At 62.6% G+C, this 17526-nt stretch carries 12 protein-coding genes; 5 read left to right on the top strand and 7 right to left on the bottom strand.

Features of this window, described 5'->3' with window-relative positions:
* Positions 1–148 precede the first annotated feature (148 nt).
* Positions 149–1390 (top strand): MFS transporter, encoded by a 1242-nt coding sequence (locus BLT86_RS18660; RefSeq protein WP_092378832.1) that lies wholly within the window; start codon positions 149–151, stop codon positions 1388–1390.
* 108 nt (positions 1391–1498) lie between these two features.
* On the opposite strand, the gene BLT86_RS26480 is transcribed toward BLT86_RS18660, so the two are convergent.
* From BLT86_RS26480 to zwf, 5 genes are all read right to left on the bottom strand, one after another.
* Positions 1499–2134, bottom strand: coding sequence for a hypothetical protein (locus BLT86_RS26480; protein ID WP_017676169.1), 636 nt, complete (start codon positions 2132–2134; stop codon positions 1499–1501).
* Positions 2135–2679: 545 nt separating this feature from the next.
* On the bottom strand, positions 2680–5982 hold the full coding sequence (locus BLT86_RS18650; RefSeq protein ID WP_064493583.1) for a hypothetical protein: 3303 nt from the start codon (positions 5980–5982) through the stop codon (positions 2680–2682).
* A complete protein-coding gene (tssI, locus tag BLT86_RS18645; RefSeq protein WP_092378829.1) occupies positions 5979–8153 on the bottom strand; it encodes a type VI secretion system Vgr family protein in 2175 nt (724 codons plus the stop codon). Before tssI ends, BLT86_RS18650 begins: the two co-directional genes overlap by 4 nt.
* Positions 8154–8321: 168 nt before the next feature.
* The gene (locus BLT86_RS18640; protein ID WP_003241180.1) at positions 8322–8840 is read right to left on the bottom strand and encodes an Hcp family type VI secretion system effector; all 519 of its coding nucleotides are present in this window, start codon (positions 8838–8840) and stop codon (positions 8322–8324) included.
* 283 nt (positions 8841–9123) lie between these two features.
* Positions 9124–10548, bottom strand: a complete 1425-nt coding sequence (gene zwf, locus BLT86_RS18635; RefSeq protein ID WP_218574168.1) for a glucose-6-phosphate dehydrogenase — start codon at positions 10546–10548, stop codon at positions 9124–9126.
* A gap of 268 nt (positions 10549–10816) precedes the next feature.
* Here zwf and hexR point away from each other — a divergent pair, with 268 nt between their 5' ends.
* From hexR to BLT86_RS18615, 4 genes are all read left to right on the top strand, one after another.
* Positions 10817–11683, top strand: coding sequence for a transcriptional regulator HexR (gene hexR / locus BLT86_RS18630; RefSeq protein ID WP_092378823.1), 867 nt, complete (start codon positions 10817–10819; stop codon positions 11681–11683).
* A gap of 96 nt (positions 11684–11779) precedes the next feature.
* Positions 11780–11992 (top strand): PA3496 family putative envelope integrity protein, encoded by a 213-nt coding sequence (locus BLT86_RS18625; RefSeq protein WP_045733480.1) that lies wholly within the window; start codon positions 11780–11782, stop codon positions 11990–11992.
* Between the two features lie 210 nt (positions 11993–12202).
* A complete protein-coding gene (locus BLT86_RS18620; protein ID WP_092378820.1) occupies positions 12203–12661 on the top strand; it encodes a (2Fe-2S)-binding protein in 459 nt (152 codons plus the stop codon).
* Between the two features lie 14 nt (positions 12662–12675).
* A complete protein-coding gene (locus BLT86_RS18615) occupies positions 12676–14913 on the top strand; it encodes a xanthine dehydrogenase family protein molybdopterin-binding subunit (protein WP_092378817.1) in 2238 nt (745 codons plus the stop codon).
* 366 nt (positions 14914–15279) lie between these two features.
* Here the strand turns inward: BLT86_RS18615 and BLT86_RS18610 are convergent, their stop codons facing one another.
* Positions 15280–16467 carry an XdhC family protein gene (locus BLT86_RS18610; RefSeq protein WP_017676161.1) on the bottom strand — a complete coding sequence of 396 codons (1188 nt, stop codon included), beginning with the start codon at positions 16465–16467 and terminating at the stop codon, positions 15280–15282.
* A 71-nt stretch (positions 16468–16538) separates the two neighbouring features.
* Complete coding sequence (locus tag BLT86_RS18605; protein ID WP_017676160.1) at positions 16539–17513, bottom strand: LysR family transcriptional regulator; 975 nt, start codon at positions 17511–17513, stop codon at positions 16539–16541.
* Positions 17514–17526 lie beyond the last annotated feature (13 nt).

Here is a 17526-nt window from a genome sequence, read left to right as displayed (position 1 = left end):
GATTGCACCGGGCTGCAACTAATCGAACGTCTTGCCCTGTGGGAGGGGCTTCAGCCGCGACGAGTCGAGCTACGAACTGTAACCACCGCCTCGTTGCCGCCCGCAGGCGCAAACCACTAGGCTTGCGCTTTTGCCGCGAGCGCCCGCCATGTCGCCCACCGCCTCTCGCCCGTCCAACGCCACGCTGGTGCTACTGGCCTCGCTGTACTGCGCGCAGGGCCTGCCTTCCGGGCTGATCGCCCACTCGCTGCCGGTGCTGCTGCGCCAGCATGGCGTCGACCTGGCGCTGATCGGCCTGCTCAAGCTGCTGGCGCTACCCTGGCTACTTAAAGTCTTGTGGGCGCCCTGGATCGACCGTCTGGCCTCGCCCCGCCTGGGCCATCACCGTGGCTGGATCCTGCCGCTGCAAAGTGGCGTGATTGTCTGTGTCGCGGCACTGGCGCTGCTCGCCCCGCAGACGCTGTTCGGCTCCGTCCTGTGGTTGTTGCTCGGCTTGCTGCTACTGATCAACCTGCTGGCCTCGACTCAGGACATCGCCACCGACGGCCTTACCGTGCGCCTGTTGCCTGAACGCTGGCGTGGTCTTGGCAACAGCCTGCAGGTCGGCGGCTACAAGGTCGGCATGATCGTCAGCGGCAGCGGCCTGTTGCTGGTGATCGACCCGCTGGGTTGGAACCTTGCGCTTGGCCTGCTGGCTGGCCTGATCCTACTGATGACCGTGCCGATCTGGCTGTTCCCCGAGCGCCGCGTCCTGCCCTTCCAGCCAGCCCTGGCCGAAACCGCCCTCGGCCCGCGCCTGCTGCTTAACCACTATCGCGGCCTGCTGGTGCAGCCCGGCATGCTGCTGTGGCTGGCGGTGGTGCTGACCTTCAAGCTCGGTGACTCGCTCGGCTCACCCATGATCAAGCCGATGCTGGTGGACCAGGGCTGGAGCACCGGGGAGCTTGGTCAACTGACCCTGATCAGCAGCCTGGCCGGCATCGGCGGCGCCCTGCTCGGCGGCCTGCTCTACGCCCGTATCGGTGTGCTACGCGCGCTGATCCTGTTCGGCGCCCTGCAGGCGATCGGCATCGCCGCCCTGGCGCTGCTAGTGGGGCAAGGCGCCAACACCGGCCTGGTCTATGCCGTGACCCTGTTCGAACAGGTGGCTGACGGCATGTCCACCGTCGCCCTGTTCGCCGCCATGATGCGCATGTGCCGCCCGGAACACGAAGGCGCCGACTTCACCCTGCAGGCCTCGGCGCAGTTGCTGCTGTCCGGCTTCGTCGGGGCCAGCAGCGGGGTGCTGGCCAAGGCGTTGGGGTATGAGGGGTTGTTCGTGGTTGCGGGTGGGGTGGGGATGTTGGTGCTGATGGTCGTCTTGAGGCATGGGCGCCGTGTTCAGGGCTGATAAGGGCCAGGAGAACAGGTGTTGCTGGTGCATTCAACAGCAATTAAGGAAGCACGGGGCGTGGTTGTCATTGATGCCCGTGCAGGTGGTGGATGTGTAGCGCGTAGCTTATGAGCCCTGAAGAGCCTCGTTGACCCCGCTACCCTTTGGTGGAACCTGGATGCCCCTGGCTTCCTGGCTGCGGTAGTAGGTCTCGATGTTCAGAGCCGGGTCGATTTTGTTCCGCAGGGTGCAAGGTTGCTGTTGCCAGGGGTGGCTGGTCAGCTTCTCCTTCAGATTCCGGGACGCGGAACTGCGCTTCCAGTCCTCGAAGGTGCGGTCGCGCCAGTAACGCTCGGGGCGACCGATGGCGGCATCATGGGCGGCGGTAACGGGGTCAAGGTGGCGACTCTGTTCCAGCACGGGCAGGTCGGGCAGCGGCTGCTCGACATCCATGTAACGCTGCAGGGTATCCCAGAAGGCGTAGAGGTTGGCCTTGTCGAGGCCCAGGCTGTGCATCTTCATGCCCAGGCAGACCTGGTTATCGGTGTAGCGATGATGCAGCCAGAGCACGTAGTCATGCCCGCCATGAGGCGTGACCTGCAGTTGCATGACCGGATCGAATTCGTAGAAGGGCGCGATGAAGGGAGAACGGAAGCGCCTGCCGATACGCACCATGCCGTCACGTCGGTTGAAGCCGCTGCCGTCGTGGTTATAGATCAGGGAATAAAGGCCGATCAGCAGGTCGACGCCGATGATGGCCATGAAAAGTAGAGCGGCACCAAACCAGAAGGCCGTTTGCTCACTCCAGTATCCCCAGAGCGCACCTTGATGCCAGGCAATGACACCGGCAGTTATTACGCCAAGTACACCACCCAATATATAGGTCAGCCAAGGTCTTGAAGTGGCATGCAAGCATAATGCTGATATGGATGCTATCACTCCGATGGGGATGATAATGCTGCCATGATCAGAGATCACGGCCAGCTCGATTGTCCATGGTAAACAGAACAGCGTTACGCTCAGAATTTTCAATATGAATAAGAAATGCAGTGTTTTGTCACTGTTTTCAAAGTTCCATCTCTGAGCATCACAATAGATCTGCTGTTTACGCCTCTCCTTGGTTTGCCTCTCATAGGTCAGTTGGGATTCGCTCATCAGCTGGCCTTCGATCTCGGATATCGAATCCAGGTTGGCGTAATGTCCCCATTTCAAGGCAGTGTCGAACAGCCCTTGTCTGTCGCGAATTGGTGGTGGCAGTGCGGGTAGTGCCTGGCCACGATAGGCAGCAGGGCCGTAAGTCTCGGTGGTCATACCTTGAATTCCTGGGTTTCAATCTGCCAGTAAGGTGCTTCGTCAGGCTGAGTGTTCGGCGCGGGTGGTCGAGAAAAGGCTGGCTGATAGGGGCGCCAGGTTTTCGGACTGGGCTGTGGCAGTACCAGTTCGTCGGAATGGCCCGCTTCCTTGGCGAGACGAAACTGGCCGAAGACCTTCAGGCGTTGAGTGACTTTCTGGGCGTGGCGTTGCAATGGCGTTTGTGTCATTACGGGAAACTGCTTCGGCAGGATATAGAGCACCGAAGCATTGTCCAGAGGGTGAGCCGTCAACTTGGCTTCTTCGATGGTGCGCTGATCCCGGCGCTCTACATTGAAGGCTCCCGTGAATGGGAGGACTGCCACTTCTTCCCTGGCATAGAACTGAAAATGTTGGGCATCGAACATGCCCAGTAGGGGCGAATGGACACGTACCGCCCAGTCGTCACGCTCGAAGGGTTGTGCCGATACCTTGCGGCATTCCAGTCCGTTGTTCAGAGGGGCTCGTTGTCTGTTGAGGGCGCCGAGGCCAGAGCGCACGCTGGGTGGCGTCTGGTCGAGCCAATCACCCAGGCGGCTGACCTGAATGACGGGCCTGCCGAGAATGCCGATCAGTTGCTGATAGGCAACTTTCGGATCGCTGAGATGAGCAAAGCGCTGGTCGTCACCGAATACCTTGTCGAGCATGCTGGTTTGGCCATGATCCTTGCCAAATGGCCCATTCTTCATCAGGGCTTCTATGTCGCTGTCGACCAGCCATCCAGCCACAATGTTGCCGCCGATGAACAGCACCGCTCCTGCCACCAACACTATGGGGTTGATGCACATGCCAAAGGCATAGGCCGTCCAGGCCGCTCCACCTGCAGCCGCTACACCATAGGCCAGGGCGGCATCGCGATCACCTTGGTGCCAGGCTCTCTTGGCATCCCAGGCAGTGACAACGCTGGATACAAACATGGCAGAGCCAGACAACGCGCGGAGTACTGGCAAGCGAGTGTTGCCAGTTTGTTCTGCCAGGTTCGCTGCCCATCGAGGGGAGAATTTGGAAATGTTCAGGCGTGGTTTATCAATCAAGCTTACGAGGCGATGTTCGCCACTAAGGATATATTTGGAGAGGTTGCCTGAGGCGGTCGCAAGATCCATATACGCTGAAAAGTTGCCCACTTCATAACGCCAGGCACCATCTCCTGCCTCCTTTCGCAGACTCTTCATCCCTTCTACCTGTGCGCTCAGGTTGTACATGGCGCAGGCTACTGCAATCAGCGGGATGGTGGGATATTTCGCTGTAGTGTCGAGTTTGCTGGCGACCGCATGTTTCCAGGCACTGTACTTGGCCACTTCCGGGTGGTCGGCAGGCGCGGCAATGATTACCCCAGAACCATGATTTGGCAGCCCCTGACCTACCTGGCGCGGACTGGTGGAGGCGACGATCTGTCCCTGAGGGTTGTTGATGTTCAGATATAGATAGTTCTTGCGTGTGATGGCCGCACGCTCGGAAACGGTCAGGCCATTTCTAAGGCCTTCTCCTTGAACACCCAGAATTCTCAGGTTTGAAGCCCGAGCCTGAGACTCGGTGACCAGTTGTATGCCGTGCCAGTTAGGCGAGAGCTTATCGAGCACGGCGAGTGTCGGCCCGAACAGGCGGTTGAACTGGATCGCGACTGTTACATTGGCTGCGTTCAGGCGTTGAACCTGGGTCAGCACAGCCAAGGCGAAGGTGGTCGTGAAATCGTCGATCAGCGCGTGCAGGTTCTTGTAGACCAGTCCCTTGTCCGTATCCTGCGGGTCGATGTTGGCAATATGCAGAAGGCTGCTCATGCCCAGGCGTTGCGGGTCGGGCTCACGCTTCTGCGTGGCCAGGGCGACAAGTCGTTTCACTGCCTCGGGCAGGGCACCATCTACCTTGGCCAGAAATGGCTGGGTAATGGGGTGATGTCCGCTCAGGAGTCGGTCACTCAGTTGGGCGATACGGCCTTGCAGAGGGTTGCTGGCACCCGCCTGGGACAGCGTATCAATGTGCTCCGGCAGTTTCCCCAGCGTGGTGAATATGTCGCTGAAAAGCAGATAGGGTTCCAGCAGGCGTTCATCGTGTGTGTATTGCCAATCCCACAAACTTGCCGCCAGCGGCACATCCGATAACAGATCGGTGAGACGTTGAAGTTGCGAGGCAAGATGGTTTCGGGCCACCTTGCGTTCCCCGTCGAACACGGTGTCCTGAAGTTGCTCAAGATGAAGGTGTTTCTTGAGTTTGCTCAGAGGGCTGCTAGGGCTCTGCAGAACCGAACTGTACAGCGCATGGGCGTATTGGCCATTCGGACGATGCGGAACCAGTGCGTTGAGGGTAAGCAGATAGGATTCCGCCAGGCGTGCTTGCGCGCAGGCGTGTCTGAGTGCGAACAGAGGGTCATCAAGCATAAGCCCGACCAGCCTGGGATAAGCACGCATGTTGCGCTCTGCAAGCACATCCTTGCCGGCTTCCAACGTTGGCAGCGGCTGTGGAGGTGGGTTCTGTGTCGCGGTAGCAAGCTCCTCAAGGCGCATCTGCATGCGGCTGCTCATTTCGTTTGACGGGAGACTGCCAAGGCTGGGCGTGAACAGGGAGGGGTCACCCAGCAAACTTTCGATACTGAAGTCCCGAGGTCTGTAACCCTCTGTCTGGGCACTGATCACGACTGCCGGCATCGCCTGCGTCGGTCGCCATTGTCCTTGGCCGACGACGGCTGCTGACCAAGCGAAGCCCACGTTTTGCGCGCGACTCTTGACTCTGTTCTGGTCAGCCTCCAGCCATTGGATGTATTCCCATGTCCAGGGTTTTTCGCTGTAGGCCATCAGGTAGTTATTGGCGACGGATTGGCCCTGAACCAGGATTGGAATCAACAGAATCTGCTGTTGTTTGCCAACTGAGCGACGATCATCGGCAGGTGCCTTGTTCTCGGCTTGCTTACGCCAATAGGCAAGGTCGACATCCTTCATGTTGCCTTGGCCGTCGCACAGCACCTCGCGCCAAAGCTTACCGTTCTGAAAGACGTAAATACGACCAGAGCGTGGCAGCGCGCCCTTGGGCGCTTCGTTATAGGCACTGTGACCAGGAAGCCGGGCCAGCGGCATTACGGCAAGAAGCGTGTTCTGCTGAATATTCTCTTCTTCATCGTGGCTGCGCATGTCCACGGCAATGGGTAAAGAAAGCTCGCCGCCGTCTTCCCGCTCAATGCTCAGTGCGAGTCTCTTGCGTTGAGAGTCTTCATACTGGGTTCGTTTGCGAACGCCCTGATCAATGGGTTGATCCTTCAACTCGCTCATGCGTCTTCCTCCGGGTCGAGCAATTTAACTTGCCCGCCTTGCTCCGGGTCGCCCCAGACGTCCACGATCAATTGCTGTGGCCCCTTGGCCCCCTTCTCGGTGGGCGGCGGTACGTTGATGTTGGCGGTGCCGGTTTTATCGCCTACTGGCGCGGTGTCTGCGGGTTTGGGCAATACCGGTGGGCTCGGTGCTGCACCCGAACCACTGCCCGGCGCACCGCCGGAGTTGATCTTGATCACCGGCCCGACCAGGGTGACGCCGCCGCTGTCGAGTTTGATGAAGCTGCCGCCGCCCTTGAGGGTCAGTTCGCTGCCGGCTTCGAGCACGACCTTGAGGCCGCTGGAGAGGTGGATTTCCTGGCCGGCCTGGATGAACTGGCCGTTGCCGAGCTTGATGTGCTGGCTGTCGCCAACGGTGAGGTGGTCGTTGGCCTTGATCTCGGTCTTGCGGTCGGCGTGGGTGGTGCGGTGTTCTTCGGCCTTGAAGTGGCTGTAGGCATTGGCCTCGACGGTGTCGTGGCGTTCATGGCCGACGCGGATCTTTTGGTCGTGTTCGATGTTCTCGTCCCAGTCGCGCTGGGCGTGGAGGTAGATCTGCTCGGCGCCCTTGCGATCCTCGATGCGCAGTTCGTTGTAGCCGCCACCGCCGGGGCTGCTGAGGGTCTTGAATACGCTGCGGGTCTTGTTCGCCGGCAGGTCGTAAGGCACCACGTGTTCGGCGTGATACAGGCAGCCGGTTACCAGGGGTTGGTCGGGGTCGCCTTCGAGGAAGGTGACCAGCACTTCCATGCCGATACGCGGGATGGTGATGGCGCCGTAGCGGTCACCGGCCCAGCTGGAGCTGACGCGTAACCAGCAACTGGTTTTTTCATCCGCCTGGCCCTCGCGATCCCAGAAGAACTGCACCTTCACCCGGCCATATTGGTCGCAGTGGATTTCCTCGCCAGCCGGGCCTGTGACCACGGCGCTCTGGCTGCCGAGGATACGCGGCTTGGGGTGGGCCAACTGGGGGCGGAAGGGCACGTTCCAGGGCGTGGCGGTGAAGCGGTTGCGGTAGCCTTGGTGGAAGTCGGTGTCGTCGGCTTTACCCTCGGCTTTGGCATCCTGCGTCGCTCTACCTCCTACATCCCTGTAGTCGTCTCCCGCGGCCCCTCTCCCATGAATGGGAGAGGGGAGATCAAGCACCGACTCTTCCAGCACCTGCGGCTGCTTGCCTTCGTGCAGCACTTCGGTGAGCAGCCAGAGCTGGTTCCAGGCCTCGCGCGGGTGCTCGGTCAGGTCGAGGAAGTGGCCGCTGACCAGGGTCGGCGAGTCGCCGTCGCCCCGGGCCAGTTCGAAGTCGTGGCGGTGACGTTCCAGCGCGCGCTTGGCCAGGTGCTTGCCACGCTCGCGGTCGGTGTAGCGGCCGGGGTAGTCGTAATCTTCCAGCTTGGGCTGGGCATCGCCCTCGGCCTTAGCTTCCAGTTGCAGGCGCGGCTTCTCGAAGTCGTAGTCGCGGCGCGTCACCTGGCTGGTGCGGGTTTCCACGCGCACGCCGAAATGCTTGATCACCGGGTCATCGGCCACCAGGCCGGTGTCCTGCTGGTAGGCCAGCGGCGCCAGACGCGGGAATACGGTCTGGTCGTCGCCGAAGGTCAGTACATGGCCTTCGCTACTGTGCTGGAAGTGGTAGTGGATGCCTTCTTCCTCGCACAGGCGCTGGACGAAGTGCAGGTCGCTCTCGTCGTACTGCACGCAGTATTCGCGCTCGGGGTAGAGCGAGCCGAGTTGGAATTGGTAAGCGTCGGCCTGGATGCCGTGCTCTTCGAGCACCTGGCCGATGATCTTCTCCACCGTCAGGTGCTGGAAGATGCGCTGGTTGGTGCGGTGTGTCAGGTAGGTCAGTTGCGGCACCAGCGTCAGGCGGTAGCGGGTGATGCGCTTACCGGATTCGCTCTGGGCGATGCGGTGGATCAGGCCGTGGATGCCGGCGCCGTTCTGGTCGAAGGCGAGAAAGGCGCGCTGATGCAGCAGGCTTTCCAGGTCGAGGTCGGGACGTTCGCTGATCAACTCCACATCGAAGGCGTAAGGCTGGCTGATGGCCTCGCGCCCTGTGAATTCCAGCACCTGCAGATCGTGTTCGATACCTTCGATGCTGAGGCTGAAATGGGTCTGGTTGGCCTGGGCGAACATTCGTTGTTCCTCTCGATCATTCCATGATGGGCGCGTGGCGCGCTCCAGGTTGTAACCGAATCGGCCGCCGCGCGCTGGCAACGGTCGAGTTTTTCGGCAGGCAGCCTGCCGAAACGCAGCGGCCAGGACGATGCCTGGCCGCTGCGGTGACGCGGACGCGATCCCGGCTTAGGCGGAGATCGGGGTACGCCAGTCGTCGGAGCCGGAAGTGCCGGAGACTTCGTGGGTCCAGACGATCTTGCGGTAGGTGAAGTAGACGTCTTCCAGGTGGGTGAAGTGCGCCATGTTCGGGTCCTGGCAGTTCGGCATGCGCGACTGCACGTCGACGATCACGGCGTCTTCCAGTTCGATGGTGAAGTAGTGCTCCTGGGTACCGGTGGAGGAGGTGCGGTACCACTCCAGGCGGCACTTGTTCAGACGCTCGCCGGAAGTCAGGGCGTTGAAGATCAGCGGCGAGGACTTGTCGAAGACCTTTGTGATCATCAGCGGCTTGTGCACGCGCTGGCCGGTCGGTTGGCCGGACTGCGGGTCGCGCGGGATGATGACCTGGTGGTTGTAGGCTTGCACCAGAATCTGGTCTTCATGACCTTCCTGGAAAATGTTGCCGACCGAGTCCTCGGTGAAGGTGCCAGCGGTGATCAGACCTTGTTTGGTGCCTTCGAGGGACAGATACGCGGGTGTTGGCATGAGTGCTCTCCTTGCCTGGGTCATGGATCGTGATCGATCCGGGAGCCATGGCTAAAGCGAGCGGCATGCCATAAATATAAAATCCTTTATAAACATATAGTTAGCATGACCTATTGGGCGTTATTGGTCACGATGAGTGTTTCGTCACGCTATATTGCGCAACAAGTTGCGCAGTGTTGTGCAGGTTATTGCGCAGTCTGCTGAACAGCCTGTATTCACTGGCCTGCGCCAGTTTCAGCGCAGAGTTATCCACAGCACGCTGCGCAAGAAGCTGCCAGGTAGGTCATTCGGCCCAATGGCGGCCGTGACGCTCCAGCAGGTGTTGCAGTTGCTCCGGGCCATCGCTGCCGGCCGGGTAGGGGCGCGGGCTCTGGTAGTGCTGGAGCCAGCCCTGCAGGATCGGGTCGACCCACTGCCAGGCCGCTTCCACTTCATCGCGGCGCATGAATAGGGTGGAGTCGCCCTCGATCACGTCGAGCAGCAGACGTTCGTAGGCGTCCCAGCGGCGCTGCTGGTTGAAGACATTGGCCAGGTTGAGGTCCAGCTCCACGGGTTTGAGATGCATGCCCTTGCCGGGGTTCTTGGCCATCAGTTGCAGGCTGATGCGCTCTTCCGGCTGCAGGCGGATCAGCAACTGGTTGGCTTCGCCCTCATGGAACAGACGGTGCGGCACCGGCTTGAACTGGATGAGGATTTCCGAGGTTTTCTTCGCCAGGCGCTTGCCGGTGCGCAGGTAGAAGGGCACGCCTGCCCAGCGCCAGTTGTCGATCTCCACCTGCACGGCGACGAAGGTTTCGGTGTCACTGTCGTTGTCGACGTTCTTCTCGAAGTAGTAGGCGGGCACGTCATGGCCGCCGATCTTGCCGGCGGTGTACTGGCCGCGCACGGTCTTGTCCTGCACGTCGAGCCCGGAGATGGGTTTCAGCGCTTCGAGGATCTTCACCTTCTCATTGCGCACCGCCTCGGCGTCGAAGCGCACCGGCGCCTCCATGGCCACCAGGCACAGCAACTGCAGCAGGTGGTTCTGGATCATGTCGCGCATGGCGCCGGCCTGGTCGTAATAGGCGCCGCGGTTCTCCACACCAAGGGTTTCGCAGACGCTGATCTGTACGTGATCGATATGCCCGGCACGCCACACCGGTTCGAACAAGGCGTTGGCGAAGCGCAGCGCCATGAGGTTCTGCACGGTTTCCTTGCCCAGATAATGGTCGATGCGAAACACCCGCGCCTCGTCGAACACGGCGCCGATGGCGGCGTTGATCGCGCGGGCCGATTCCAGCGAGTGGCCGATGGGTTTTTCCAGCACGATGCGCGCTGCAGGACCAGCCAGGCCGGCGTTGGCCAGGTGCGCTGCGATGGCTTCGAACAGACTCGGTGCGGTGGCCAGGTAATAGACCCGTACGCGCTCGTCATCACGCCCCAGGCGCTTGGCCAGGCGGCCGAAATCGGCGCTCTGCGCAGCGTCCATGGCGAAGTAGTCGAGGCGCGCGGCGAAGCTGGCCCAGGTCTCGTTGGCAAAATCGGCGCGCGCCACCTGAGCGCGGCAGTGACGCTCGGCCAGGGCCTGGTAGGCCTCGCGGGTGTGGCTGCTGCGGGCCAGGGCGAGGATGCGCACATCGGCGTGCAGGCGTCCTTCGCGGTGCAGGTGATAGAGCGCTGGCAGCAGTTTGTGCAGGGCCAGATCGCCCGTACCACCGAAGACCAGCATGTCGCAGGGGATGCTCAAGGGAAGACTCCGACTCGTTGTGGCAGGCCGTTGCAAGCTACCTGCGTTTGCAGCAAAGAGGCAGTGAAAAGATCGGCTGCGCCCCTCTGCCGGAAAGTTCGTTCAGCGAATTGGCAGCCGCTTGGCTGTGCGCGGGTGCGAGCTATGTAGTATAACTACAAGGTCACTACAACCGCCGGCCGCCGATCATAACCGAGCTATGACCCGCCGAGTGCCGCGGTAGACCCTTTTCTGCATAGAGCCTATCTCAGTGAATCTGTTGCAACACATCGCCCAGTCGCGTCACCTGCTGCGCAAGTCCGAGCTCAAGGTGGCCGATCACGTCTTGCTCGATCCTGCATCGGTGATGCACAGCTCCATGGCCGAGCTGGCGCATAGTGTTGGCATCAGCGAGCCGACCATCGTGCGTTTTTGCCGTGCCATCGGTTGCAGCGGCTTCCAGGATCTCAAGCTGAAGCTGGCGCAGAGCCTGGCTGCCGGGGCCAGTTTCGGTCAGTTCGCGATTCACGAGGACGACTCGGTCGCCGACTTCAGCCTGAAGATCTTCGACACCACCCTGCACACGTTGATGGAAGTGCGCGAGAAGCTCGACCCTGAGGCGCTGCAGCGCGCCATCGCCGCCTGCTCCAAGGCGCAGCGCGTGGAGTTCTATGGCTTCGGTGCGTCTGGTGCGGTGGCGGCCGATGCCCAGCACAAATTCTTCCGCCTGCTGCTCAACGCAGCCGCTTATTCCGACCCGCACATGCAGGCGATGAGTGCGGTGACCCTGCAGCCGGGCGACGTGGCGGTGTGCATCTCTCAGTCCGGCCGTTCCAAGGACTTGCTGATCACCGCCACCCTGGTGCGTGAGTCCGGCGCCAGCCTGATCACCCTGTGTCCGAGCCAGACGCCGCTGGCGGAGCTGTCGACCGTCAACCTGGCCATCGACGTGCAGGAAGATACCGAGATCTACACCCCGCTGACCTCGCGCATCGCCCACCTGGTGGTGATCGACGTGCTGGCCATGGGCGTGGCCATGGCGCGCGGGCCGAGCCTGGTCAATCACCTCAAGAGCGTCAAGCGCAGCCTGCGCAGCCTGCGCCTGTCACCGAAGTCGCTGCGTAACACCGAGGACTGAGATAACGGGTTCATCGCCTGTTCATCTTCACGCCGTCAAAGCGTCATCTACCCGGAGCAAGCTGAGACCTCCAGTCCTCGTTCCGGGAGAACCGAGATGCCTCGTATCTTCGATGACGCGCAACTGCACGACCAACCTGACGCCAAAACCCGGCGCAAACTGCAAGACCAGCGCCGCATGGCCTATCGACGAGCCATCGAGCACTATGCCGAGCAGTGCCAGCTGCAACGCGAGCTTGCCGATTTCCCCGAGCTGGTTTCCGCCAGCTACCTCCAGCACGCCGAACCTGATTCGCGCCGCGCCGCCTGACTTTCTTGTTGCCCTGCCTGCGGGCAGGGCAGTGAGCTTGCCCGATTCTACGAACTTATTGCCCGGTTCTGCTGATCTCTGTGGTCGGCAGCGACAGCAGGTTTTGCGCCCACTACAGTGATTATCTGGCCCCCTGTGTGCGGGGTTGACCGTGACCACCGGCAGTCATGCCGGAACCATCAGACACCATCAGAACAAGGTGGGCAGACCATGATTACCCTGAATCTCAATGGCCAGGACCATGAGCTGGACGTGGCCGACGACATGCCGCTGCTCTGGGCATTGCGCGACGTCGCCAATCTCACTGGCACCAAGTACGGCTGTGGCATGGCCTTGTGCGGCGCCTGCACGGTGAACGTCGAAGGCCAGCCGACCCGCTCTTGCGTCACCCCGGTATCGGCGGTGGTCGGCAAGCGCATCAGCACCATCGAGGCGGTCGGCGAAGACGCCGTGGGCAAGGTGGTTCAGGACGCCTGGCGCCAGCTCGACGTGGTGCAGTGTGGCTACTGCCAGTCCGGGCAGATCATGGCGGCGACGGCGCTGCTGAGCAGCAACAAGGCGCCGAGCGATGCCGATATCGACGCGGCCATGAGCAGCAACATCTGCCGCTGCGCCACCTATGTGCGGATTCGCGCCGCCATTCACGAAGCTGCCGGCAAACTGACCTGAGGAGGCGCATAGACATGGGCAAGATCGAAACCCCCGATAGCGCGACTCGCGGCATCCTCAATGTCAGCCGTCGCACCCTGCTCAAGGGCGCAGGTGGCCTGGCGCTGGGCATCTTCTTCGCGCCGCTGATGCGCGGTATGGATGCGCTGGCGGCAGGTGGCCCGCTGGAACCGAATGCCTTCGTGCGTATCGACCTCGACGGTACGGTGACTGTGCTGGCCAAACACCTGGAAATGGGCCAGGGCAGCTACACCGGCCTGGCCACCCTGCTCGCCGAAGAGCTGGATGCCGACTGGGACAAGGTACGCGTCGAAGGCGCGCCGGCCGATGTGAAACGCTACAACAATCTCGCCTTCGGCCCCATGCAGGGCACTGGCGGCAGCACCGCCATGGCCAACTCCTGGGAACAGATGCGCAACGCCGGCGCCACCGCCAAGGCCATGCTGGTGGCTGCGGCCGCGCAGCGTTGGGGCGTGCCGGCCGGTGAAATCAGCGTCAGCCAGGGCGTGGTCAGTCACGCCGGCTCCGGCCGTAGCGCCGGCTTCGGTGATCTGGTCGAGGCGGCGGCGTCACTGCCGGTGCCGGAGCAGGTGCAACTCAAGGACCCCAAGGACTTCAAGCTGATCGGCAAGCGCGAGCTGCGCCGCAAGGACAGCCCGAGCAAGACCGATGGCAGCGCCATCTTCACCCAGGACTTCAAGCTGCCCGGCATGCTGGTGGCCATGGTTGCTTATCCACCGCGCTTCGGCGGCGTGCCGCGCTCGGTCGACAGCAGCAAGGCCAAGGCCGTGCATGACGTGGTCGAGGTGGTGGAGTTTCGCGATCTGCCCCACGGTCGTTCGGGCGTCGCCGTGTTGGCGAAGAACACCTGGGCGGCGCGACAGGGCCGCGATGCGCTGGTGATCGAGTGGGACGAGAGCCAGGCCTTCACCCTGGGCAGCGAGGAAATTCTCGCGCAATACCGCGACGATGCGGGCAAGCCAGGCCTGCCGGCCACGAGCAAGGGCGATACCGATGCGGCGCTGGCCCAGGCGGCGAAAACCGTCGAGGCCGACTACGAGTTTCCTTATCTGGCGCACGCGGCGATGGAGCCGATGAACTGCCTGGTGAAACTCTCCAGCGACCGCTGCGAAATCTGGAACGGCGAGCAGTTTCAGACCGTCGACCAAGCCATCATCAGCGGCTACCTGGGCCTGACGCCCGAGCAGGTGTCGCTGACCCAGCTGTATGCCGGCGGCAGCTTTGGTCGCCGCGCCAGTTCGGTGTCGGACTACCTGCTGGAGGCGGTGGCGATCACCAAGGCTGCGCGTGACAAGGGCGTGGACGCGCCGGTGAAGATGGTCTGGACGCGCGAGGACGATACTCGTGGCGGTTATTTCCGGCCGCTGTACCTGCACCGCGTGCGCATCGGCCTGGACCAGGCCGGCAAGCTGCAGGCCTGGCACAACCGCATCGTCGGCCAGTCGATCATGGCCGGTACTTCGATGGAGCCCTTCATGATCAAGGACGGCATCGACCATACCTCGGTCGAGGGCCTCTCCAACCTGTCCTATGCGGTGCCCAACCTGCAGGTGGAGCTGAGCACGCCGAGCAATATCAAGGTGCCGGTGCTGTGGTGGCGTTCGGTCGGTCATACCCACACCGGTTACGTCGCCGAAACCATGATCGATGAGGCCGCCGTCGCTGCAGGGCAGGACCCTTACATCTTCCGTCATGCGTTGCTGGAAAGTCATCCGCGTCACCGCGGTGCGCTGGAGCTGGCCGCCAAGCAGGCCGGCTGGGACAAGCCGCTGGCGGCGGGGGCCGAGGGCGAGAAACGTGGCCGTGGCATTGCCGTGCACGAGTCGTTCGGCTCGTTCGTGGCGCAGGTCGCCGAAGTCACGGTGAAGGCCGATGGCAGCTACCGTCTGGATCGCGTGGTGTGCGCCGTGGACTGTGGCATCGCGATCAACCCGGATGTGATCAAGGCGCAGATGGAAGGCGGTATCGGCTTCGCCCTGGCGGCCGCCCGGCACAGCGCGATCACCTTGAAGGAAGGGCGGGTCGAGCAGTCGAACTTCCACGACTTCCAGGTGTTGCGCCTGAACGAGATGCCCAAGGTCGAGGTGCATATCGTACCGTCGGCGGCAAATCCGACCGGTGTCGGTGAGCCGGGTGTGCCGCCGCTGGCGCCAGCGTTGGCCAACGCCCTGTTTGCAGCGACCGGCGTGCGCTTGCGCAAGCTGCCGTTCCCGGCGCAGATCAAGGCCTGACGTCCGATACTGGAAACAGGAACGCCCGGGGTAATCCCGGGCGTTTACGTTTATGGGGGCTGGTTTTCCCGGATTGCATCCGAGCTGCGGTGGTGGCGCGAAACAAGCGGGGCGCTGCAGTTCGCTCCTGCAGGTGGATCAGACTCCGCTCGTGGGGGGCGATCCGCGTTGGCCCGCCAGCCGTGGTGGGCTGAAGCCCACCCTACCGGTCTGAGTTCGGCGGTGGAGTGGATGTAATTTGAGCACAAGGGATTGCAGGCCGTAGGGTGGGCTTTAGCCCACCAATCGTCGCCAGCGTGGGCTAAAACGGATCGCCGCCCGGCCCACCCCACAAGCCTGTAGCCCGGATGCAATCCGGGGCTTTGATCAGGAAGCGGTCAGTCTGGACGCCGGTTCGATCTCGCTGCAGTCCAGTGGCGTTGGCGTGTGGATCGCCGCCTGGCGATGCTTGAGCATGCCGCCTGCACGGAGGTTAATGGCGGCGGTCATCTCGGCGAGAATCGCCGTGGCCACGCTCTCCGGCGTATCGCCGCCGATGTCCAGGCCGATGGGGTAGTGCAGGCGCTCCAGCGCCGGCAAGTGCGGGCTGTGTGGGCGGATCTCGTCCAGCAGGCGTTCGGTGCGATCGCGTGGCCCCAGTTGGCCGATATAGGCCGGCGTGCCCTGCAGCACGCTGCCCAGCCAGTGGCGATCCTGGCTGTAGCTGTGGCTCATGATCGCCACCATGGCGCCGTCGGTGAGCCTGTGCAGGTCGTAGGGTGGGCGTGCATCGACCTGCAGCACCGTATCTGCGTCGGGAAAGCGCTCGGCGCGGGCGAAATGCGCGCGACCATCGACCACGGTGACGTGCCAGTCCAGCAGTTTGGCAATATGCGTCAGCGGCTGTGCATCATGCCCGGCGCCGAAGATCACCAGGCGCCGCTGCGGCGCCAGGTATTCGCAGAACACCTCGATCTCGCCACGCGCATCACGGTAGCTGCGCAGTGAGGAGCGGCCATCGGTCAGGGTTCGCTGCAGATCGGCGCGAACCTCGGCGTCGAGTGCGGAATCGAGCAGGCGGCCGTTGTCGCCCAGCGAGGGATGCAGGCACAGGCGATCGCCGACACGCACGCGGGCGTTGCGATAGCTACCTATCACCGTGGCGACCGCCCCGGCCTGGCCGCTTTCGCGCACCTGGCGCAGCAACTCGAGGACGGCCAGCGGCTTTTCCGCGCTGTGGCGCTCGAGCAGCACGTGCACGGTGCCGTTGCAGCCGAGGCCGAAGGTCAGTGCGGCGTCCTGATCGTCATCGTCGTCCTGGGTGGCGGTGCTGTAACGGCGGATCACGGCTTCGCCGCCATCAGTCAGCCACCAGGCCTTCTTCGCCACTTCGGACTCCAGGCAACCGCCACTGATGGTGCCCACGGTGCCGCCGTAGAGCGGGATCAGCATGCGCGCACCGGGGCGGCGGTAGGCCGAGCCTTCGACCTTGACCACGGTGGCGAGCACGGCCTGGCCGTTGTCGCGTTCGAGCGCGCGAAGGGCGCCGAGCAGGGCGCTGATTCCCGACAGCATAGGTTTCTCCCAGGCAGGTTTTGGTAGAGCGATCCCAGGATGCCAATGTCCCGTATATCAGTTAAGAAGGGTTAGGCCGATCCTGCGAGATTCTTGCCCGATCCTGTGTGGCTGGGCTGGAAGCGCTCGGCCAGTTTGACGATCTGCGCGCGCTCGGTGCGGATGAAGTCGACGAAGGCCTGCGCCACCGGCGACAGGCGCCGGCCACGGATATTCACCACGCACCAGCTGCGCTGCAAGGGCAGCTCTACCACCGGCAGCTCGCGCAGCAGGCCGTGTTGCAGTTCCAGACGCACGGCATGGCGTGGTAGCAAGGCAATGCCGAGGCCGGCAAGCACCGCCTCGCGCTGCGACTCCAGCGAGCCGATCTCCAGGGTGTTGGGGAAGTGCGCACGTTTCTGGTGGCAGTACTCTTCGCAGGCGCGACGAGTGCCTGAGCCGCTTTCGCGAATCAGCAGGGGATAGGCGGTGAGGTCCTGCAGCTGCAGGCTGTCCGCCTCGCACAGGGGGTGATCCGGCGGCGCCACGGCGATGATCGGATTCTCGAGAAAGGGCATGAAGTCCAGCGCCAGGTCCTGCGGCACCTGGCTCATGATCATCAGGTCGTCGCGGCTCTGGGTCAGGCGGCGCACCACCAGGGCGTGGTTGACCACCGTTAGGTTGAGGCTGACTTCCGGGTATTGGCGGCGAAATTCGGCGAACAGGTGGGGAATGAAATATTTCGCGCTGGATTCCACGCACAGGTTGAGCTGCCCCTGCAGTGAGCCCTGCAGGTCGGACAGCTGCATGTCGAGGCTCTCCAGGCGGCCGAAGATATCGCTGCTGGCGCGTTTGAGTGCCTCGGCGGCTTCGGTCAGGTAGAGCTTCTTGCCGACGTACTCGAACAGCGGCTGGCCGACCAGCTCCTCCAACTGACGAATCTGCAGGCTGACGGCGGGCTGGGTCAGCGCCATTTCCTCGGCCGCGCGGCTGTAGGAGCCGTGTTCGCACACGGCACGGAACACCTGGAGCTGGCGCAAGGTCATGCGCAGCAGGGTTTTACGCACGGTTTCGTCCTCG

Source organism: Pseudomonas sihuiensis, from assembly GCF_900106015.1.
Classification (GTDB): domain Bacteria; phylum Pseudomonadota; class Gammaproteobacteria; order Pseudomonadales; family Pseudomonadaceae; genus Aquipseudomonas; species Aquipseudomonas sihuiensis.
Note: the sequence above shows the minus strand (reverse complement) of the source record. Positions and strands in the feature narration are given on the sequence as shown.

What these genes read in the sequence shown, in the direction of transcription:
- BLT86_RS18640 (WP_003241180.1), bottom strand. Translation starts at nt 8,840, where the DNA reads ATGCCAACACCCGCGTATCTGTCCCTCGAAGGCACCAAACAAGGTCTG.
- BLT86_RS18650 (WP_064493583.1), bottom strand. Translation starts at nt 5,982, where the DNA reads ATGAGCGAGTTGAAGGATCAACCCATTGATCAGGGCGTTCGCAAACGA.
- BLT86_RS18610 (WP_017676161.1), bottom strand. Translation starts at nt 16,467, where the DNA reads ATGCTGTCGGGAATCAGCGCCCTGCTCGGCGCCCTTCGCGCGCTCGAA.
- zwf (WP_218574168.1), bottom strand. Translation starts at nt 10,548, where the DNA reads ATGCTGGTCTTCGGTGGTACGGGCGATCTGGCCCTGCACAAACTGCTG.
- BLT86_RS18615 (WP_092378817.1), top strand. Translation starts at nt 12,676, where the DNA reads ATGGGCAAGATCGAAACCCCCGATAGCGCGACTCGCGGCATCCTCAAT.
- BLT86_RS18620 (WP_092378820.1), top strand. Translation starts at nt 12,203, where the DNA reads ATGATTACCCTGAATCTCAATGGCCAGGACCATGAGCTGGACGTGGCC.
- BLT86_RS18660 (WP_092378832.1), top strand. Translation starts at nt 149, where the DNA reads ATGTCGCCCACCGCCTCTCGCCCGTCCAACGCCACGCTGGTGCTACTG.
- BLT86_RS18625 (WP_045733480.1), top strand. Translation starts at nt 11,780, where the DNA reads ATGCCTCGTATCTTCGATGACGCGCAACTGCACGACCAACCTGACGCC.
- BLT86_RS26480 (WP_017676169.1), bottom strand. Translation starts at nt 2,134, where the DNA reads ATGGCCATCATCGGCGTCGACCTGCTGATCGGCCTTTATTCCCTGATC.
- tssI (WP_092378829.1), bottom strand. Translation starts at nt 8,153, where the DNA reads ATGTTCGCCCAGGCCAACCAGACCCATTTCAGCCTCAGCATCGAAGGT.